Source organism: Marinifilum caeruleilacunae (assembly GCF_013141825.1).
Lineage (GTDB): Bacteria > Bacteroidota > Bacteroidia > Bacteroidales > Marinifilaceae > Marinifilum > Marinifilum caeruleilacunae.
The window spans coordinates 1-21249 of sequence record NZ_RZNH01000050.1; the positions used below are offsets into that span (position 1 = coordinate 1).

Consider the following 21249-nt stretch of genomic DNA (forward strand, 5'->3'; position numbering starts at 1 on the left):
TCTCGTGCAACAGATAGGCAAGATCTTCCTTCGTTCTGTATTTTTAGAACTGCTTGTTCTCTATCCTCAATACTAAATTTGTTTCTCTTTTTTTTAGTCATAAAAACACCCCAAATGTTGTGTCCAACTTTTGGGGTGCAGTTCATTTTCAAATCGGGCTTTTTTTTATTGATAGGAATAAATTTCGAAAGTAACACGTCGGTTGTTGGCTCGGCTCTGGTTGTCTTTATTTTCTACAATAGGTTTGCTTTCACCATGCGGAATAATAAGGATACGGTTATCGGGGACACCATTTAATATCAGGTAATTTTTTACCGTTGTCAGACGTTTGTAAGCCAGCTCGATGTTTGAACTATCGGAGCCAATATCGTCGGTATGACCGTGCATTTTAAGAATGTACGACTCATTTTCAACCATCATTCGAATTACGGTTTGTAACTTGCGACGCGAGTATTCTGTCAGTTCAAACTTGCCAAAAGCAAAATAGATATTCTCCAATCGCTCTTCCATTTCAATTCTCTCTTCCTTCTGTTCAGGGCAACCATTATTGGCTGCAATTCCAGGCACTTCAGGGCAATAATCTTCACTGTCAACCACTCCATCCATATCCGAATCAACAGGGCAACCTTTGGCGTCTACAATGTAAAATGGCGGCGTTTTCGGACATTCATCCATCTCATCAGGCACACCATCGCGATCGGAATCGGCCATCTTGTCTTCTTTTTCCATTTGCTCCAGTTCATGGCGCAAGCGGTCAATTTTCTTGTATTTTTCTGCCAATAAAGTTTTTAAGGTACTGATATCATTATCCAGTATTCTTTCCGGTTCTCTTTTTCTCTTGCCTTTAAGGCGATATCCAATCAGGAATTCGTGGTTGTTCGAAGCATACCTTCCGGTTTTTTGAATGCCTATATCATAGGCATAACCAATCACAAAGTTCTTCAATACGTTTACACCAACATTCAGACCTACCGAAAAATCATCGCGATAATTTACCGCAAACCATCCCTTTTCTTCAAGCTTCGCAATTACATTCACATCGAACTGAACCGGTGAGCTTTTTGCATAGCGCATCATTACATATGGTGTAATGCTAAGATCTCTGATTCGTGGAATATCAAATTCATATCCACCACTCAGCATGGCATGTCGAACCAGTTTGTATGAGGTTTCGGCACCATCGTTATTTTCGCTTACCGAGTTGTTTAGAAGCTGTGGGATGGTAAGTCCAACAATGATATTCTTGTGCGTATAATACAGGCCCAAATTGGCCATAAATTCGGTATTCTTATAATCGGTATTCAGAAGATAAGGATCGCTCGGATTTGCCCTTAAATCGTTCATGTTTACCCTAAAATCGGATATTCCTGCCGCTAAACCCAATCGCAGGAAATGATCGTCGGCAATTTGTAATCTGTACGAATAGCTAAGTAAAGCCTGGGTATTGTCAAAAATCCCCACATTGTCGTTTATCAGGTTAAAACCTATACCATATTTTGCTTCGTTTAAGGCTGCATCGGCAGTAAAGGCATGAGTCACCTGTCCGCCATCGAAATCGGCAAACTTCTGATTCCTCATCAGGTATGCATTAAACAATCGGTTGGCTCCGGCAGCAGCAGGATTGTACACCGTTGGGTTAATGTAATACTGATCGAGCAGTGGAACCTGCTGGGCATTCACTTCCTTTCCAAACAGGCAGGAAAGTAGTAGCAGGCAAAACGGAATATATTTCGAGAAGTAGATTTGTTTCATTGTAAGTGGTTTTAATTTCCCAGAATCGATAAGCTTCCTTTGATTGGTTTTACATCCTCCGAATCGAATTCAATCAGGTAGTAATAGGCACCATTTGGAAGAGTGGAACCATTGTAACTTCCTGTCCAATCGTTTTGGTAGGTTTTAGAATGATAAACTTCCTGTCCGTAAATGTTGAAAACATATACTTCAGGCATTCCTAATTCCGATTGATAATGAATAATCCACTTGTCGTTGATTCCATCGCCATTTGGGGTTAAAGCGTTATTCACGATTACCTGTGTTTCTTCATCAAGTTCGATATCAACCAATTGACCGGCCTCAGCAGAACGACATGCATTGCCATCAACCACCAAAACCTGGTATGTTCCGGTTTTTAGTCCCGAAAGTTCCAATACCGGACTGTCCATGGTAACTGTCTCTCCCGGATTGATAATGTAAGTGTAAGGAGCAACACCTTCCGAAACAGAAATCACCAAATTGCCATCATAACCCGATTGCACATCGGTAGTAAGAATTTGCAGTTTAGGATTCGATTGCAGGGTATAGGCAGGCGTAGCAGCCACTAATTTATCATTACAATTGCCAATACTTACGTAGATATTGGAGTTGATTCCTGGAACTACATCTTCAAAAACAAGCGGACCGCCTGTTCCTGTTAATTCTGATAAAATATCGTCGCCATCCTGAAGCACGTAACTGATGCCACTTATCGAACTGGTAAGCTCAATGTCAATGGATTCCCCTTCGCAAAACTCATCGGGAGTCGCAAAATTTTCCAAAGAATTGCTACTGATATCCGGAACCATAATTTGTTTGGTATGATCCATAAGTAATTGATCGGTACAAACCGTTTCGTGTGCATAAACAGTATAAGTGCTGCTTGCAGTGGGGTATTGCTCAGGAAATTGTATGGTAGAGCCGTTCCCAACTACATTTGGCTCGATAAAATTACTTCCATCATGCAACTGGTATAAAATATCAGCTTGACTGTTTTCTATAGAGATCACAAGCTCATCTCCGGCACAAAGGGTATCTTTATTGCTTACTATCAAACGGTCGGTTTCAGGTGAATGATGAACATCAACATCAACCGTGTACCTGATATCTACCGGAGCCAGGCATCGTTCGCCCATGGCTTCAATTCTGTAGGTAGTAGAATTGGCCGGTGTAGTTGGTTCAAAACTGATTTCCTCATTGTTTCCGGTCAATGGCGTGCCAATGGCTGTATCACCATTCCAAAGCTGGTATTGAACCCTGGTATCGGTCGGTGTTAGCGATACAACCACCTGTTCTCCTTCGCAAATCGTATGCTTATCGATGGTTGGATGCAAGTGGATTTCGGGCTGTAAACCTACGTCAACGCGAATTGTCTGATCAAGGTTTTGTTGCGTTCCACATGCTTCGTTGCTTGCAACCACACGGTAGTTGACCGAACGGAAAGGTGAAAACTCGGGGAAGGACAGGGCAGAGCCTGTACCCGCAATCGGATCTCCTTCAAAGTAAGTTCCATCGAAAAGTTGATAGTTTACCCCAATTTCACTAGAATCAATTGAGATGATCGTATTTTCGCCTACACAAATTTCCGGCTCCGAAATGCTAACACCAATTGTACTTATAGGCAAGTTTACCACATTGAGTTCAAATGTGTTTTGCAGGTCTAATCTCGAATTACATCCTGCCATGGTAGTTTCTACAATGTAGGTAGTAGTTGTATCGGGCGAAACAGATGAAAAATCGAGTGTACCACCATTGCCTGTCGCGGTGCCAAGAGTCGTTCCCGTATGATCTTTCAACCAATAAGACAAGCCGGTTTCGGAATTCTCTATCGAAATCACCACCGGGGTATTTAAACTTTCGCAAATTTGAGTCGCGTTGGCAGTTACATTTAAATCGAGTTTTGGACCGGCGTTTACAGTAATATTGCTGGTGTTTGGATAGCTAACAGGCGATGCGCACAGCAAACTCTGCGCCTGTATGCTTAAGCTTTGCGATTGACTTGGTTTGATAAATACACTAATGTCAATACCATTTCCTTCTATACCACCCAAATTGCCATCGATACTGCCAATAACATCGTACCTGATTCCATTCTCGCTGCCATTAATGGTAACAGCAATAATTTCGCCCTCGCATATGGTCGATGGATTTACATTGTATGATATGCTTGCTGCAGGTTGAGGATTTACCGTAACGATTGCCTGGTTGCTCACTTCATAAACCGAAGCACAAGTGGTTTTGATTGCATCAACCAGGTAATTTGTTGTACTGGTTGGATTCAGCGCCGGAAAACTGATTTGTCCACCATTTCCATTGATTGGCGAACCAATGTTTCCAGAGGCATCTTTCAATTGGTACTGTACATTATTCTCCGAATTATCGATGCTAATAATTGTGCTTTCTCCTTCGCAAATTTCGCCGGGAGTTGCTGACAATACAAGATCCAAATCGGGCAAACCATTCACACTTATCGTGGATTTTTGATCTAAGGTATTAAGGCTACTGCAATTGTTTTTTACAGCCTGTATTTCATATACCGTATTGCTTGTAGGAGAAACAATAAATTCGATGCTGCCTCCAGTGCCTGTAATGGCCGACCCAATTGTTGAAGTGCCATCAAACAATTGATAGTTCACATCGCTTTCTGTTGCATCCACAAAAATCGAGATGCTTTCTCCATCGCAAATATCTGCGCTGGAAGGTGTAACAGCCAGTGTCAAATTGGGTTGATCTTTTACATTGATCGTAATCGTGTTGTCAAGATTTTTGCTTTCAGAACAAGCTGTTGAATTGACCTGAACATGGTAGGTCGTATTTGTAGTAGGATTTATGCCAGCAAATGAAACCTTATTTCCATCACCTGTTATTGCAGGTCCTATCTGATTTGTTCCATCAGTAAGCTGGTATTCAACTCCATTTTCCGATTCTTCCAGGCTAATAATTACGCTTTCACCACTGCAAATTTCGCTATGATCTGCTGTCAAATTCAAATCTGTTCTTGGCGTTGCACCTACGGTAACCAGTATTTTCTGATCGAGATTAAAATAGTTCAAACAACTCGGACCAAAAGCTCTAATGGTGTACAGTTCGGAGCTGCTTGGGCTGAGTGTGAAATTCATATTGCCACCAGTACCGGTCAATGGACCTGCCACATAAGAACTGCCATCAAAAATCTGGTAATCAATTCCGGTTTCTGCATTTTCAACAGTAATGGTAATCGATTCTCCCGGACAAATTTGGTTGTTATCGGCATAAACCGTTAAATCGGTTTTTGGCGATGGCGCAACATTAATGGTTGCCGTATTGTTTAGCATGATTTGGTCGTGACATGCACCACCACTCACAAAAATCTGATAGGTTGTATTGGTTTGGGGAAATACCTGTGGAAACTGAACGGTCCCACCATTTCCTGCCAAAGCCGGAGGGAAATCGTCCGGACCATTATTCAACAAGTAGTTGTAGCCGTTTTCTGTGTTATCCACTGATATCAGAACACCTTCGTCTTTACAAATCTGGCTTTCCGAAGCGTGTACTGTCAAACTTAAATCCGGACCAGGATTTACGCTCACCGATAGGGTTTCGGTCAAATCTGAAGTCTCGCTTGTTGTGGTGTTGGTAGCCGTAACACTGTAGGTAGCTGTTGCCGTTGGTGCAAGTGTGAAAGAAATTTGCGAACCTGTACCGGCTATAGGGCTTCCAGTATTAATTCCATCAGCTTTAAGCTGATATTCTACTCCTGCTTCACTGCTTGCCAGGAAAATGCTTATGCTCTCGCCCACGCAAATCGACGATTTATCTACACTCAAATCAATCGAAGTGTCGGGAGGAGCCTGTGCGGCATTTGCCGTAAAATGATTAGTAAAAAATAAACAAAAAAGTAGTAGAGTGGTATGGAGTTTGGGGTAAAAATGCTTCATTCAATAGATTTAGATTAGAGTGGTTTTATATGGTGTTAACAAATTGGTTTTGCAAAAAATACTTGAATGAAAAGGGAATCCAATGAGTTAGAGCTGTTTTTTTGATTTTTTAAGATTTTAAACAAATTTTTCAAACAAATATTGGATTACTTTGTTCAATCAAACAACTGTGATTCATAGCAAATTAGGGAGTAATGAGTTTGCTTTTGGTAAAAGGCCTGAAAAAAATCAATATTCGCTATTCTACTACATCAACAGGATAGGACTAAAAATAGACAAAAAATTGACAAATCGACAAAAATTGTCGATAAATGTATTTTATTTTGGTGTCAATCAATTATGGTAAATTGCAATGATTCCTAAAATATCGGGATGAACTACCAATATATTTTTATACATTTGTTAGAATTACATAATATGAGTTGAAAACATGATGGATAAAGAATCAGTGAGTGTACTAAGCAAACAGGATAAGTTGGACAGGAGATATTTGAGAATGGCCTTGGTGTGGGCTGAAAATTCATATTGTAAAAGAAGACAGGTGGGTGCTTTGATCGTAAAAGACAAAATGATCATCTCCGATGGCTACAATGGAACCCCTTCGGGCTTCGAAAATGTGTGCGAAGATGACAACTTTAAGACCAAACCTTACGTACTACATGCAGAAGCCAATGCTATTACCAAAGTTGCCAAGTCGGGTAACAGTAGCGAAAATGCTACTTTATATGTTACCGCTTCCCCATGTATTGAGTGTGCGAAATTAATTATTCAAGCTGGAATTGTTAGAGTGGTTTATTCGGAAGAATATCATAGTTCCGATGGAATCGATTTATTAGCAAGAGCCGGCATTGATTTGAAATATATCAATGTTAACGAAGAGATTTAAATAAGGATACATGAGTTATAACAATAAGAGAAGTGCGATATTTCTGCCAGTTTTACTGGCATTAGCCATATTGCTTGGCATGTTTATTAATTCCATGTTTCAAGACAATGGAAAAGGCGATTCAACAATTTTTCAACTGCCAAAAGCTGGTAGTAAATTGGATGTTGTGTTGGATATGGTCGAATCGGATTATGTAGATACGGTGAGTTCTGCCCATTTGGTGGAGCAAGCTATTCCTGCAATTTTAAAAGACCTTGATCCGCATACTGTCTATATTCCTGCCAAAGATCTTCAAAGGGTAAACGAAGACCTGAAAGGAAACTTTGGTGGAATTGGGGTTCAGTTTATCAGGTACCAGGATACCGTGGCCATTGTTAGGGTAATTCCTGGTGGTCCGTCGGAATTGGCCGGTATTAAGGCTGGCGACCGATTGGTTACTGTAAATGATACTTCCATTGTGGGTAAGGAGTTAAAAGACAATGATATTATTGGTCGATTGAAAGGACCAAAAGGAACACCTGTAACAGTAGGAGTGTACAGAAGAAGTACCAATGAAAACCTGGAGATGGAACTCCTAAGAGGATCGATTCCTGTGCCTAGTGTTGATGTGGCCTATATGATTAACGACTCGGTTGGTTATATTAAAGTGAGCCGATTTGCAGCAACTACCTACTTCGAATTCTCTGAAGGATTGGAAAAGCTGGAGTCGCAAGGAGTGAAAAACCTAATTGTTGACCTTCGTGGAAATACAGGTGGTTACCTGTCTGAGGCAACCAACATGATAAATGAATTCCTTGCCAAGGATAAAATGATGGTTTACACCGAAGGGAAAGCACAGCCAAGAACCGATTATAAATCAAACGGAAGCGGTAGGTTCCAGGATTTGCCTGTGATTGTATTGATTGATGAGGTATCGGCTTCGGCAAGTGAGATTTTTGCAGGTGCAATTCAGGATAACGACCGAGGTAAAATTGTAGGTCGTCGTTCCTTTGGTAAAGGTTTGGTTCAGGAACAGAGACGATTGCCTGATGGTTCGGCTCTACGCTTAACCGTGGCGCGTTACTATACGCCAACCGGAAGATGTATCCAAAAGCCATATACCAATGGAAAAGAGGAGTATTACAACGATTTGAACATGAGATACATTCATGGAGAGTTCCAAAAGAAAGACTCCATTCATTTTAATGATTCGTTAAAATTTACCACTCCGGGAGGAAATACCGTTTATGGTGGTGGTGGAATTATGCCGGATGTATTTATTCCTGTTGACACTTCGGGCTATTCGAACTATTTTAGAGAGTTGGCCAGAAAAGGAATCATCTATCAATATGCATTTGCCTTTGTCGATAAACATCGTGAACAAATGAATGATTTGAAAACCCACAAAGACGTTTTAAACTTTGTGAAGAAAAAGTCAATCATCAATAATCTGGTGGCTTACGCCGATAAGAAAGGTGTAAAACCAGACTCTAAAGGACTGAAGCAATCGCGTAAAATCATCGAAACACAACTAAAGGCATACATTGCCCGTGATGTGATTGATGACATCGGTTATTATCCAATTATCAGAGACTTGGATAAAACTTTAACGGAGGCCGAAACACATTTTTAAAAATTAATTTATCAAGATAAAGGAAAGAGACTTGCTGCAAAGTAAGTCTCTTTTTTATGCCTAATTTGCTGTGCTTGCGTAGTTTTTTAACTCAAACTCCAATAAAAAAATCCAAGACAATTAAACCTTCCAACTTTCCAAAAGTCAAAGCACTGAATTCGATTTTAAAAAAGCGCTGGAATAATCAAATTAGAAACGTTAAAATTTTAGATAGAATGAAAAAGTCAGTATTAGTTGGAATGATTTGCATGTTTGTAGTGGCTGGAATGTCGAACCTATATGCACAACAGAACAGAGGTGAACGCGGACAAAGAGGTGAGCGTTTGAACCTAACAGAAGAGCAAAAAGAGCAAATGAAAGAATTGCGTACCAAGTATGCAAAACAAAGTTTAGATATCAAAAATGAACTGAACGAACTACGCGCAAAGCAGAAAACTTTGGTTTCGGCCGAGAAACCTAATCAATCTCAGGTTTATGCCAATATCGATAAAATGACTGCTTTAAAGAAAGAGCTTAGTCTGCAGAAAATTGACATGAGATTGGAAAGCCGTTCGTTTTTAACTGATGAGCAGTTGATGCGTGCCGATATGATGCAAAAACATCGTAAAGGGATGAAACAAGGCCGTGGTGCTAAAAAGGGCATGGCGCAAGGAAGAATGCATGGCAAGCGAGGACACGGACAAATGCAAGGTCGAAAAGCCATGGGAGAACAAAAAGGTATGCAAGCTGGGAAAGGCAAGCGAAACATGCTTGATTTGAGTGAAGAGCAGCAAGAAAAAATGAAAGAATTGCGTTTGGCTCACATGAAAGAGACCAAATCATTACGCAACGAGGCGGAAGAATTGAGATTGAAGCAGAAAAACTTAATGACGGATGAAAATCCTGATAAATCGGTATTGGTAGCCAATGCAAATCGTCTTTCGGATATTCAGAACAGTCTGGCAAAAATGAAATTCGATCACCAAATGGAGGTGCGTGAGATTTTAGATGAGGATCAGTTAGTGCTTTTCCTTAGCCGCGGTGGCAAGGGTAAAGGTTTTCAAAGAGGCCACAGATAGTGGTAATACAATTTACAGTTTATAAGCAGGTTTTAGAGGTTCCGGTTTCGGAACCTCTTTTTTATAACGTGTAAACTCAATCTTTATATCGCTTTCGAGAACATTTTATCGCCACCTTTTTGGGAGTAACGCAGCTTGTTGTCGAATGGTTTGGCAATGTTTCTAAGGAAGATCATACCCAAATCGGTTACAATTAGTTTATCCTTACTCAGTTCAATAATGCCTTCCTTCTTCATGATTTCCAACTCGTCAAGTATTCCAACAGGAAGGTAGGTTTTTAGTTCTTCGGTAAAGAACAACTCACGACGACAGGTAATGTCTAAAATCGCTTTTTTAACCGTTAAATCTTCATGATTTAGAAAATAACCTTTTACCAAATCGAGTTCTCCTTTTTCGCAAGCAGCCTGGTACAAACCAATTTCTTTTGGATTTTGTGCATAAGCATATTTTGCATCCGAGATTGATGAGGCTCCCAAACCAATTAACAATTCGGTGTGTGAAGTGTTATAGCCCATGAAATTACGGTGCAGGCGTTTCTCTTCACGAGCTGTAAATAACTCGTCGTGAGGCAATGAGAAATGATCCATTCCAATATCGCTGTAATTCAGCTCAGCAAGTTTCTCTTTTCCCAAATCGTACAAAGCACGTTTTCCTGCACTATCAGGAATATCGGCATCGGTAAACATGCGCTGACCTTTGGTTTTCCATGGCACATGAGCATAGGAGTAATAGGCAATTCGATCGGGTTTTAGTTCCGAAACCTTCTCAAAAGTATCGCGAACCGATGAAATTTTCTGCTTTGGCAATCCGTAAATCAGATCGAAATTCACCGATTGATAACCAATTTCCCTGGCTGCTTCGGTTACTTCTTTTACAATTTCGAAACTTTGCTTTCGATTGATTACGCGCTGAACTTCAGGATCGAAATCCTGCACACCATAGCTTACTCTTCTAAAGCCAACATCGTACAGAGCCTGTAAATGCGCCCTGGTTGTATTGTTCGGATGACCTTCGAAGCTGAACTCATATTTGTCGTGCAAAATGGCATTTTCCTTAATGCCATTAATTAATTTTTTCAGATTTTCGGGACTGAAGAAAGTTGGTGTACCACCACCCAAATGCAATTCCCGTAGAATCGGTTTTTCGCCAAAAGTATTCAAATAGATTTTCCATTCCTGTAACAAGGCATCGATGTATTGATCTTCCACCCCATGATCGCGTGTAATCACTTTTGTGCAGGCACAATAAGTACACAAACGCTCACAATAAGGCAAATGCACATAAATGCTAATTCCTTTTGTCGAATTCGATTCATCGAAAGTGCGTTTTACCACTTTCAACCATTCATTTTCATCGGGCTTGTCATCTCCCCAAAAAGGGACGGTAGGATAACTGGTATATCGAGGTACAGGAACATTGTACTTTTCGATTAAGAGCTCTTTGTCCATAAGAAATACTTTAGATCTAATTTCATACAAAGATATCTTTTTTTAGCATATTTTGATGTGAGTATTCCAGTATAGAGCGAAGCTAAATTGATGAAGATTTTGTATTTTCATATCACGCAATGTAAATACAGAATTATGATGAACCCAAATGAAGTAGTAGTAGTGATCAATCCCGGATCAACATCCACCAAAATTGCCCTGTACAACAGGGAAGGTCTGGTAAAAGATATGGTAAGCCGACATTTGCAAAAAGAGCTTGACCGCTTTAACAAGGTTACAGACCAGTTCGAATACAGGTTAGAGATGGTTAAAAGTGCTCTTGATGAGATGCTGCAAGAGGATGATTTAAAAGTGGTTGGTATTGTTGGGAGAGGTGGAATCGTGAAACCATTGGAAGGAGGAACCTATCGAATCAGCAGTGATTTTCTGGAAGATGCCAGGACTGGTAAATATGGCGATCATGCCTCGAACTTGGGAAGCATGCTGGCCAATAAATTATCTGAGTACTTTGATTTGGAATCCAGCTATACGGTCGATCCTGTTTCAGCAGGAAATATAGTCGAAAAAGCACAGATTTCGGGAGTTCCGGGAATTGAAAGAAATCGTCGGGGACATCCTTTAAACATGAAAATGACTGCTCGAAAGATTGCTGCTCAGCAAGGAATTGCATACGAGGAAGCCAGCTATGTAATTGCACATTTGGGAGGTGGGATTTCCATCGCCTCGGTTGAAGGAGGTAAAATTACCGATGTGAATGATGCCTTGATGGGAATGGGACCTTTTTCGCCCAACAGGGCAGGTGCGATTCCTACACGGGGAATCATGGATTTGTGCTACTCGAAACCAAGAAAAGAGGTAGAGGCACTTTTGAGTAAAAACAGTGGTTTAAAAGCCTACCTGGGTGTCGACGATCTGCGCGATGTATTCAAGCTAATTGATGATGGAAATGAAAAAGCACAGCTGGTTTACGATGCTTTTGTTTACCAGATTGCCAAAGAAATTGGAGCCTACCATACCGCAATGAAATGCAAGGCCGATGGCATTATTATTACCGGTGGAATTGCATATTCCGATCGGTTTATTGCCGATTTAAAAGAGTATGTAAATGATCTTACCGCTTTTTTTGTTTACCCGGGTGAGAATGAAATGGAGGCATTGGCAGAAGGAGCTTTTAGGGTAATTGATGGCAAGGAGCTAGCCTTGGAGTATTAGTGAAGTCTAATCTGTAGAATACCAATAGAATACGAGAACGAAAAAAACAGATCATATGAAAGTTATTTTTTCACACGGCAAAGAGAGTGGTCCCTGGGGAACAAAAATAAAGCACTTGGCCGAAATCGCTAAAAATTACGATTGCCAGGTAGACAGTTTGGATTATCGGGCCTATTCCAATCCAGACGATAGGGTGTATCAACTTCAGAACTATTTAAAGAGTGAAGAAGAAGATTTTATCCTGGTAGGATCAAGTATGGGAGGATATGTTTCGCTTGTTGCCTCGCAACAGGTTGAGCCGAAAGCCATTTTTTTAATGGCACCCGCGCTATATCTTGAGGGTTATAGCATACAAGAGTATGCCACTTCCTGCGAAAATATAGAAATTGTTCATGGAAAATCGGATGAGGTGATTCCCTATGAGCATTCGCTAAGATATGCCAAACAAGCGAAATGCAACTTGCATTTAATAGAAGGCGATCACCGTCTGACTTCTTCCATAGAGCAAGTTGAAGCAATTTTTGAGAAATTTTTACTTAAGGTTCTGGAACTTAAATCGGTGGACTAGGATTGAATTGTAACAAAATTGTAACAAAAAATTTAGTAAATTTAATAGACCAGAACGCAATTGCATGAAATTCATCCAAAATTCATTCTATAAAGAGCTACTTCACAATTCGGGAGCGGCAATGTTTTTGTTCGACGTCGATGGGAAAATTATCGACGCAAACAAAGCAGCTTGCGATGGATTGGGATATAGCAGGGAAGAATTGCTGGAAAAAAGTGTTCCTGATATCGATGTGAACTTCAGCAGGAAGGAATTGGTTTTGAAGATTTACGATAAATTAAGCAAAAACAAGAGTGAAACCATTTATTCTGAACACCTTCGAAAAGATGGAACAAGCCTTAAGGTGGAAGTTCAACTTTCTTTAATTGAATGGGAAAAGGAGGAGATCGTATTTGGAATTGTTAGGGACTTAAGTGAATTGGAAAAAACCAAAGAACAGCTCTCCATTCATGTTACTACGCTGGAAAAACTCAACGAAATTATTCGGTCGAAAGATGAATTGACGCTTCGAATGAGAAATGTACTTCAATTAATTCTTGGTGTTTTCAAATTAGACCGATGTTACCTGATTCCTTCTTCAAAAATTGAGAAACAGCTGCTTTCTTTACCCATTGAATGTTCCTCGTGCAGGTGCAAATCTATTTTTACTGCAGGTAATTTTGAGCAAATCAGAAAAGAAATTGAATCGAATTATAAAGGAGAATACAGGAATGGTTCAGTCGATTTTAATTTTGAGTTGCTTCAATCGACAGGTGAATATTGCAATGAAGAATCGCAAATAGAAGAATTTGTAGTTGAGTTGGAAGAGGAGGGAGTTTATACCTACTTACTGGGCATACAGAGGTGTTCTTCTATGGAGGATTGGTCGTATTTCGACAAAAGACTCTTTACCGATATTCTTGCCAGGTTAAAAGATGCATTGCGAATTTACACCTACAATGTTCATCTAGAAGATCGGGAAACCAAGTACCGCTTGCTTTACGATAATGCTCCATTATCCTACCAATCCTTGAATATTGATGGCAACTTTATCGATGTAAATGAAACCTGGCTAAATGTTTTGGGTTACGAAAGAGAAGAAATTATTGGAAGCTCATATGCCGACCTTTTGCATGAAGACTGGAAAGCACATTTTGAGAAAAATTTCCCGCTTTTTAAGGCAAGAGGCTACGTGCATGATGTTCAGTTTAAAATCAGGCATAAAAAAGGACATTATTTGGATATTTCTTTCGAAGGGTGCGTGGGTTATCATCCCGATGGTAGTTTTAGGCAAACCTACTGTGTTTTCCAGGATATCACACTTAAAAAGAAAGCAGAAGAGGAGATCGAAAAATTCAATCAAAGATTCAGAACATTTGTTGAACGAGTGCCAATTCCTTTGTGCCATGTAAATTTTGCAACAGGTGAGCTTCTGTATATGAATCAGAAATTTAAAGATCTTTTTGGCTACTCTCTTGAAGATATTCCGAATATCGAAGACTGGTGGCCAAAGGCTTATCCCGATAAGGAATACAGAGCCTGGGTAATGGACAATTGGGCAAAGGCTGTTGAATATGGAAAAGAGAACAATACCGATATTACCCCAGACATGTATAATGTAACATGCAAAGATGGAAATGAGAAACAGGTGATTATTTCCGGGGTGGTTTTGGGTGAAGATTTCCTGGCTTCCTTTGTAGATTTAACAGCCCAGAAAGTGGCTGAAAAAGAGTTGCTAACGGCTAAGGAAAGAGCCGAGGAAAGTGAGAAGTTAAAAACTGCCTTTCTGGCCAATATGAGCCACGAAATTCGTACTCCAATGAATGGGATACTGGGCTTTGCCGACCTTTTAAAATCGCCAAAGTTAAGTGGTGAAAAGCAGCAAAAATACATCGATATTATCCACGAAAGTGGAGAAAGAATGCTGAGTACCATTAATGATATTATTGAGATTTCGAAGATTGAAACCAACCAGATAGAGCCAATTTTTTCGGAAGTGAATGTGAATGAAAGCCTGGAACATTACTATCACTTTTTTAAGCCAGAGGCAAAGTCGAAACAATTGTCATTTACATATGCCGGAATGGAAAGGCATAAGGATATGTTAATTTTGGCCGACCAGGCCATGTTGGATTCTATTGTAACAAACTTGCTGAAAAATGCGATAAAATATACCCATAAGGGAGAAATTGAATTTGGCTGTGAGGAGCTGGAAGGATTTTTAAAATTTTATGTGAGAGATACAGGAATTGGCATTCCTAAGGAGATGCACAAGTATGTGTTCGACAGGTTTCGCCAGGTAAAAGTAGAGAACGAGAAAGCCATTGAAGGTTCAGGTTTGGGATTATCAATAGTAAAAGCATATGTAGAAATGCTGGGCGGAAGTATTTGCCTGGATTCCTCTGAAGGTGAAGGCTCTGAGTTCATATTCACTTTGCCATTGCGAAAAATTCCTGTTATCGATAAAAAAGGAAGTAAAATGCTTGGAACAAATTCCGAAATCAACAAAAAATTGAAAATTCTTCTTGCCGAAGATGATGAAAGTACCCGAATGTACATGTCGATTATTCTGGAAGACATTACCCATGAATTGCTACTGGCCAAAAATGGGGAAATTGCCGTAGAAATGTTCAAACAGAACTCCGATATCGACCTGGTTCTGATGGACATGAAAATGCCAATTATGGATGGCTATAAGGCTACTGAAATGATTCGGGAAATGAACAAGGATGTTCCGATTATTGCACAAACGGCATTTGCCTTAATTGGCGACAGGGACAAAACCTTAAATGCCGGTTGTACCGAGTTTATTACAAAACCGGTAAAGGCCGAAGAACTGAAAGAGTTGATTGGTAAGGTGGTATAAGGGGAGCTATTCTGTGTTGATTCTACAAAAAATGCCACCTCGAATCGAGATGGCATATTGCTTTGTTATATACAGTTTTTAGAACTTTCTAAAACCAATTAACCTGCGAACTTCTTCAAGAGTTTTGGCAGCACTTTCGCGAGCTTTTTCAGCACCTAATTTGGTTACTTTGCGTAAGTATTCTTCATCTTGCGAAATGTCTAAAATGCGCTCACGAATTGGCGAAGTAAAGTTAATGATATCTTCAGCCAATTGCTTTTTCATGTCGCCGTAACGAATTTCGCAATTGTTGTATTTGTCGTTAAAGAAATCGTAAGTATCCTTAGTTGAAACAATATCCATTAAAGAGAACAGGTTCTGAATTGCTTCAGGTTTTTCCTGGTTCATTTCAGTCGGACCACTATCCGAAACAGCTTTCATCACCTTTTTACGAATATCTTTCGGATCATCAACCAAACAAATGGCATTACCTTCCGATTTTCCCATTTTACCAGATCCATCCAAACCAGGAACCTTAATAAATTCTCCTGTATACGAATAAGGCTGAGGAATCGGGAAAGTTTCTTCGCCGTAAATGTTATTGAATCGGCGTGCAAACTTACGAGCCATCTCCAGGTTTTGCTCCTGATCTTTTCCTACAGGAACCTGTTGTGCCTTGTGAATTAGGATATCTGCCGCCATCAAAACCGGGTAAGTTAACAAACCGGCATTTACATTCTCAGGTTGCTTACGTGCTTTGTCTTTAAATGAAGTTGTTCTTTCCAACTCGCCCAAATAAGCATTCATGTTCATCAACAAATACAATTCAGGAATTTCAGGTACATCACTTTGAACGTAAACTGTTGCTTTTTCAGGATCAATCCCACAAGCCAAATACTCAGCCAAAACACGCTTTACGTTAATGTGAAGATCTTCAGGAGTTGGATGTGTAGTCAGGGAATGCCAATCAGCAATAAAGAAAAAGCAATTGTTATCGTTTTGCATTTGCACAAAGTTCTTCACCGCTCCGAAGTAATTTCCCAGGTGTAAGTTACCTGTCGATCGAATTCCACTTACTACTGTCTTCATCATTTAATTCATTAATAGCTCAGATATGAGCCGTTTATACTTAAAAATTTTGTCCGACAAAATTATGAAACCTATCCGATAAATAAAATAGCAAGACAAATTTCTCTTGTTAGCAAAATCTTAATTCAGGCTTTTAAGCCATAGCATGCAGTGTTAACCAAGCCCAAACTATGTATCTGCAAGCCTTTCCGGCGGCCATAAATAAAGCCATCCAATACGGATTTGTTCTGAGCAAACCCAAACCGATCGGAATTAAATCGCCAATAAAAGGCAGAAAGGCAAAAAAGGCAAACGCATTTCCCCGCTTGCGCAGATATTCCCTGGCCCGAATCGCCTTTTCAGGTTTTATTCTTAACCATTTTTCGATTTTTTCCAGTTTGCCCAAATAGCCAAGGCAGTAACCCGTTAAACCGCCCAGCCAGTTTCCAAGGCTTGCAATGGCTACAGTCAAGCTGATATCGTAACCAGAATACACGCAAAGGCTCAGAATTGCCTCAGAACTAAAAGGCAAAATGGTAGCAGCAAGAAAACTTGACAGGAACAATCCCCAATATCCGTACTCAATAAATTCGGCCATGCTGCAAATGTATAAAAAGCAAATGCTTTCTTTTCGAACTCCGCTTTAAACTTTTCGACCCTTCGACCCTTCGACCTTTCGACCTTTCGACTTTTTGACCTTTCGACTTTATGACTTTTCGACTCTTTTCAAGACTTTATTATATCTTTGTAAAAAAATTAGAATCATATATATGGAAACCACAAGACAAAGCAAAGTTTCAAGATTATTACAGAAAGATTTGGGTTTAATTTTTCAGCAGGAAGGACGAAATCTGTTTGGAGGCAAAATGATATCGGTTACCACTGTGAGAATTAGTCCTGATTTGGGGCTTGCAAAAGTGTATTTGAGCATTTTTCCTTCCGAGAAATCGGAAGAAACACTCGAAGTGGTTAGAATGAATACAAAAAACATTCGCAGAATACTGGGAACCAAAGTAGGAAAACAACTGCGAGTTGTTCCTGAATTGGCTTTCTATATCGACGATTCATTAGATTATATTGAGAATATCGACAACCTATTGTCTTAAATTCTTCTGCACATTTGAATCTCCCTTTTCACATAGCCAGGCGATACCTGTTTTCGAAAAAGAAACAGAACGTTATCAACATTATCTCACTAATTTCGGTAGTTGGAGTTACGGTTGGTACCATGGCACTGGTAATTGTTTTATCGGCCTTTAATGGTTTAAATCAATTTATCGATCAGCAATACAGCAGTTTCGATCCCGATTTAAAAATACTTCCTGCAAAAGGAAAAACATTTGTGCCCGATTCTGTTTTCGATTCCATTAAAAAGATGGAAGAGGTGGCATTTTATGCCGAAGTACTGGAGGAGAATGCACTTTTGAAATACGGGAATCGTCAGCGACCAGCCATTGTAAAAGGTGTAGACGAAAACTTTACCCTCATGACCGGTATCGATACCCTAATGGTTGATGGGAATTTTGTACTGGATGCAGAAAAATTTCAGTTTGCAGTATTGGGTTATGGTGTTGCATTGGATTTGGGTGTTGGATTAACCTTTGTTGACCAGATTAAATTCTACGTCCCAAAGCGAAACGCCAAACTTGGCATTAATCCAATGAATGCCTTTAATACCGCTACTTTATACCCTTCTGGATTTTTCCAGGTTCAAATCGATTTCGATACCCAGTACACATTGGTACCTATCGAATTTGCCCGTAATCTATTCAGTTACAAAAACGATGTGAGTGCCATCGAATTGGGCATTAACGATACAGCCGATATCGAAGATGTAAAAGCTGATATCAAGAAAATTTTGGGAGAAGATTACCATGTGAAAAACCGATTCGAACTTCACGATGTGGTATACAAAATGATGAAAACCGAAAAAGCTGCAGTGTTCTTCATCCTGGCTTTTATATTGGTGATTGCATCATTCAATATTATTGGTTCCTTAACCATGCTCATATTAGATAAAAAAGAAGATGTAAATACCTTACGAAGTTTGGGAGCCAACCAACAAACCATAAAGCAACTGTTCCTTATCGAAGGTTGCATGATTTCAATTTCGGGAGCAATTCTAGGTGTTGTTTTGGGCATTACCATATGCTTTCTGCAAATTAAATTTGGATTGGTAAAACTGGCCGCTGGTAGTTTCCTGGCAGATGCTTATCCGGTTAGTGTACATTTTTCTGATATTTTTATCATCTTTATAACTGTTGTATTGATTGGATTTTTTGCATCAAGATTTCCGGTACAATACATCACCAAACGTTACTTACAGTTTAACTGATAAGAACCACCCACTATCGACAAATGAATGGGAGTTGCAAAATTCCTGGTTAAATAACTTATTTAAACAATTACAGAAATGAAGAAGTTTTTAGTATTCTGCATGCTGGCATTTGGTATTTCAATGTTTGTAAATGCGCAACAAACTGCATTAACCGCCGATGGCAAGGTTGTAATCCTTTACGATAATGGAACCTGGACTTATGCCGATGTAAAGGCTCCAAAAAAAGAGGCTCAGGAAGTTCAAAAACAAGGAGGAGAAGTGCTTGAACAAGCCGCTGTTGTGCCAGTTGTTGATGATAGTCCAATTGATTTAAAGGATGCCACTGTCGAAAAAATGGCTTTTATTGAAGGGCCAAGTAAAAAATTATCGAAGTATTTTAAGCAGAAGAACATTGTTCGTTGCGATTTGACCCTTACGGCTAAAGATGGAAAAGCATACCTGCAAACCGAATGGAAAATTATGAATGGCGAAGCTTATTCTTATTTCGGGTTTATAAAGGAAGGGAATAAACTTACATTGGAATTAATTGGAGGTAAGATGGTTGATTTGGTGTATACCAAGGAATTCGAACCCAAAGAATACCAAAAGTACGGATTTTCAACTTATTCGGCAGAGGTGGAATTAAATGAAGAACAGATTCGCTTATTGAAAAACGCTATTGTGTATAAAGCTCACATGAACTGGTCAAGAAGAACAGAAGAGTATAAGGTTGTAGCTCCTTCTTACTTTATCAAATCATTGCCTCAAATTATTGAATAATGAAACACATCTTGCTTGTTGCCATATTGCTTTTTTGCAGCCTTTACCAGGCTGATGCACAAATGAGATTGAAAGCGCCCGATGGACGAATTGTTTTGCTTTTCGACAATGGAACCTGGAAATATGAAGAGGTAAAAAAGGCTGAAATTCCAAAAGCAGAAATTAAAGCTGATGCGGAAATTGCAAAGCCGATTTTATTAAAAAGTGCAGAGCTCGAATCGCAAACCGTAATCAAAGGGGTAAGCGAGAAACTGAGTAAATTCTCTGATACCAAGAATGTGGTGAAATGTGATTTTCAGTTGCTTTCCGATGGAGAGAAAGTACTTCTGAAAACCAACTGGAAAATTATGGATGAGGAAGGTTTTCGCTTTTTTGGCTTCATCACGAAAAAATCAAAAATCGATTTTGAACTGTCCAATGGTGAAAGCATTAGCCTGCAATATGCAGCAGATTTCGAACCTAAGGAATATCCAAATTATGGATTTACCATTTTTAAGTCAGAACTGGTTTTAAACCAGGATCAAATTAGGGCACTGCAAAAAGCATATATCACCAAAAGTACGATGCAGTGGAGCAGAAGGACAGAGGAATATGCAATTTATAATCCAGATTATTTTATCAGGGAATTGCCTAAAATCCTGGAGTAAGATTTCACAAAAACGATACTTGTTATCACAATATAATCATGAAAAAGAAAACGCAAAAGCTACTGGCCTTTGCGTTTTTTATATTTCTCAACTTTTGAATAGAAGTCAATTATTCATCTTCAATCTGCAATTCTCCCCATTCACTGGCAATATTATTCAGAATCACCATTAAATCGTCGTAATGATCGGCTCTAAGCATATCAATTCGGGTTTGCTTAAAATTGTACAAACCTTTAAACATTCCTGCCATATGGCGGCGCATGTGCAGTATTCCGCGTCTTTCGTCAATCCAATCAATGGCCGCATCAATTTGTTCTTTCAGCATATCTACCTGCTGGGCTACGGTGGCCGGTGGAAGTAGTTCTCCGGTTTTTAAATAATGCTTTACATCTCTAAAAATCCAAGGTTTTCCAACAGCAGCACGGCCAATCATTATCGCATCAACTCCAAACTTATCGAATGCCTCTTTGGCTTTTACCGGATTGGTAATGTCTCCATTACCAATAATTGGAATGTGCATTCGTGGATTGTTTTTCACTTCACCAATTAAGGTCCAGTCTGCCTCACCTTTGTACATTTGGCAGCGTGTTCTGCCATGAATGGTTAGTCCGGCAATACCTACATCCTGAAGCTGTTCAGCCAGTTCTACAATGATTTTCGAGTCTGCATCCCAACCCAATCTGGTTTTTACCGTTACCGGGATATTTACTGCCTTAACAACTTCTTCGGTAATTTTTAAAAGCTGTGGCACGTTTCTCAGCATGCCTGATCCGGCACCTTTCCCGGCAACCTTTCTCACCGGGCAGCCAAAGTTTAAATCAAGAAAATCAGGATTGGCTTCTTCTACAATTTTGGCAGCTTCTACCATTGGATCAACCTCTTTCCCATAAATTTGAATGGCAACTGGGCGTTCCTCTTCCAAAATGGTAAGTTTTTTCATGGTTCTGTTCACCGATCGAATCAATGCATCGGCAGAGATAAACTCTGTGTACATTAAATCGGCACCATAGCGCTTACACAACACTCTAAAAGGCGGGTTTGTTACATCTTCCATCGGAGCCAACAAAACTGGCTGCTTTCCTAAGTCCAAATTTCCTATCTTCACTTTCGCTTCTTTTTATTCGGTATGAATCAGGGCACAAAGATATAATAAAGTCTTG

At 39.7% G+C, this 21249-nt stretch carries 16 protein-coding genes; 10 read left to right on the top strand and 6 right to left on the bottom strand.

What is annotated here, in order from left to right:
• Positions 1–165 precede the first annotated feature (165 nt).
• Together ELS83_RS19905 and ELS83_RS19910 are read right to left on the bottom strand one after the other, a co-directional pair.
• Positions 166–1752, bottom strand: a complete 1587-nt coding sequence (locus ELS83_RS19905) for a PorP/SprF family type IX secretion system membrane protein (RefSeq protein ID WP_171597305.1) — start codon at positions 1750–1752, stop codon at positions 166–168.
• 11 nt (positions 1753–1763) lie between these two features.
• Complete coding sequence (locus ELS83_RS19910) at positions 1764–5669, bottom strand: T9SS type B sorting domain-containing protein (protein ID WP_171597306.1); 3906 nt, start codon at positions 5667–5669, stop codon at positions 1764–1766.
• Positions 5670–6099: 430 nt separating this feature from the next.
• Between ELS83_RS19910 and ELS83_RS19915 the strand changes: the two genes are divergently transcribed.
• The 3 genes from ELS83_RS19915 to ELS83_RS19925 all read left to right on the top strand — a co-directional run bounded on the left by ELS83_RS19915 (position 6100) and on the right by ELS83_RS19925 (position 9225).
• Entirely contained in the window at positions 6100–6555 is a 456-nt protein-coding gene (locus tag ELS83_RS19915) for a dCMP deaminase family protein (RefSeq protein WP_249414524.1), read from the top strand.
• A gap of 10 nt (positions 6556–6565) precedes the next feature.
• Complete coding sequence (locus ELS83_RS19920; RefSeq protein WP_171597307.1) at positions 6566–8167, top strand: S41 family peptidase; 1602 nt, start codon at positions 6566–6568, stop codon at positions 8165–8167.
• Positions 8168–8382: 215 nt separating this feature from the next.
• Positions 8383–9225 carry a Spy/CpxP family protein refolding chaperone gene (locus ELS83_RS19925; protein WP_171597308.1) on the top strand — a complete coding sequence of 281 codons (843 nt, stop codon included), beginning with the start codon at positions 8383–8385 and terminating at the stop codon, positions 9223–9225.
• Positions 9226–9308: 83 nt separating this feature from the next.
• Here ELS83_RS19925 and hemN read toward each other — a convergent pair whose 3' ends face one another.
• Positions 9309–10673: an oxygen-independent coproporphyrinogen III oxidase gene (gene hemN, locus ELS83_RS19930; RefSeq protein ID WP_171597309.1), complete on the bottom strand. Its 1365-nt coding sequence runs from the start codon at positions 10671–10673 to the stop codon at positions 9309–9311.
• A gap of 135 nt (positions 10674–10808) precedes the next feature.
• Here hemN and buk point away from each other — a divergent pair, with 135 nt between their 5' ends.
• From buk to ELS83_RS19945, 3 genes are all read left to right on the top strand, one after another.
• Positions 10809–11885 carry a butyrate kinase gene (gene buk / locus ELS83_RS19935; protein ID WP_171597310.1) on the top strand — a complete coding sequence of 359 codons (1077 nt, stop codon included), beginning with the start codon at positions 10809–10811 and terminating at the stop codon, positions 11883–11885.
• A gap of 55 nt (positions 11886–11940) precedes the next feature.
• On the top strand, positions 11941–12453 hold the full coding sequence (locus ELS83_RS19940) for a YqiA/YcfP family alpha/beta fold hydrolase (protein WP_171597311.1): 513 nt from the start codon (positions 11941–11943) through the stop codon (positions 12451–12453).
• Positions 12454–12517: 64 nt separating this feature from the next.
• Positions 12518–15298: a PAS domain S-box protein gene (locus ELS83_RS19945; protein WP_171597312.1), complete on the top strand. Its 2781-nt coding sequence runs from the start codon at positions 12518–12520 to the stop codon at positions 15296–15298.
• A 78-nt stretch (positions 15299–15376) separates the two neighbouring features.
• On the opposite strand, the gene trpS is transcribed toward ELS83_RS19945, so the two are convergent.
• Together trpS and ELS83_RS19955 are read right to left on the bottom strand one after the other, a co-directional pair.
• Complete coding sequence (trpS, locus tag ELS83_RS19950) at positions 15377–16366, bottom strand: tryptophan--tRNA ligase (RefSeq protein ID WP_171597313.1); 990 nt, start codon at positions 16364–16366, stop codon at positions 15377–15379.
• 133 nt (positions 16367–16499) lie between these two features.
• A complete protein-coding gene (locus ELS83_RS19955; RefSeq protein ID WP_171597314.1) occupies positions 16500–16943 on the bottom strand; it encodes a YqaA family protein in 444 nt (147 codons plus the stop codon).
• A 172-nt stretch (positions 16944–17115) separates the two neighbouring features.
• Between ELS83_RS19955 and rbfA the strand changes: the two genes are divergently transcribed.
• From rbfA to ELS83_RS19975, 4 genes are all read left to right on the top strand, one after another.
• Positions 17116–17451 carry a 30S ribosome-binding factor RbfA gene (rbfA, locus tag ELS83_RS19960; protein WP_171597315.1) on the top strand — a complete coding sequence of 112 codons (336 nt, stop codon included), beginning with the start codon at positions 17116–17118 and terminating at the stop codon, positions 17449–17451.
• A 14-nt stretch (positions 17452–17465) separates the two neighbouring features.
• Positions 17466–18680, top strand: coding sequence for an ABC transporter permease (locus ELS83_RS19965; protein ID WP_216616709.1), 1215 nt, complete (start codon positions 17466–17468; stop codon positions 18678–18680).
• 78 nt (positions 18681–18758) lie between these two features.
• Entirely contained in the window at positions 18759–19442 is a 684-nt protein-coding gene (locus tag ELS83_RS19970) for a hypothetical protein (RefSeq protein ID WP_171597316.1), read from the top strand.
• Entirely contained in the window at positions 19442–20089 is a 648-nt protein-coding gene (locus ELS83_RS19975; RefSeq protein WP_171597317.1) for a hypothetical protein, read from the top strand. The genes ELS83_RS19970 and ELS83_RS19975 overlap by 1 nt, the downstream gene beginning before the upstream one ends.
• A gap of 109 nt (positions 20090–20198) precedes the next feature.
• Here ELS83_RS19975 and dusB read toward each other — a convergent pair whose 3' ends face one another.
• Positions 20199–21194 (bottom strand): tRNA dihydrouridine synthase DusB, encoded by a 996-nt coding sequence (dusB, locus tag ELS83_RS19980; protein ID WP_171597318.1) that lies wholly within the window; start codon positions 21192–21194, stop codon positions 20199–20201.
• Between the last annotated feature and the right edge of the window lie 55 nt (positions 21195–21249).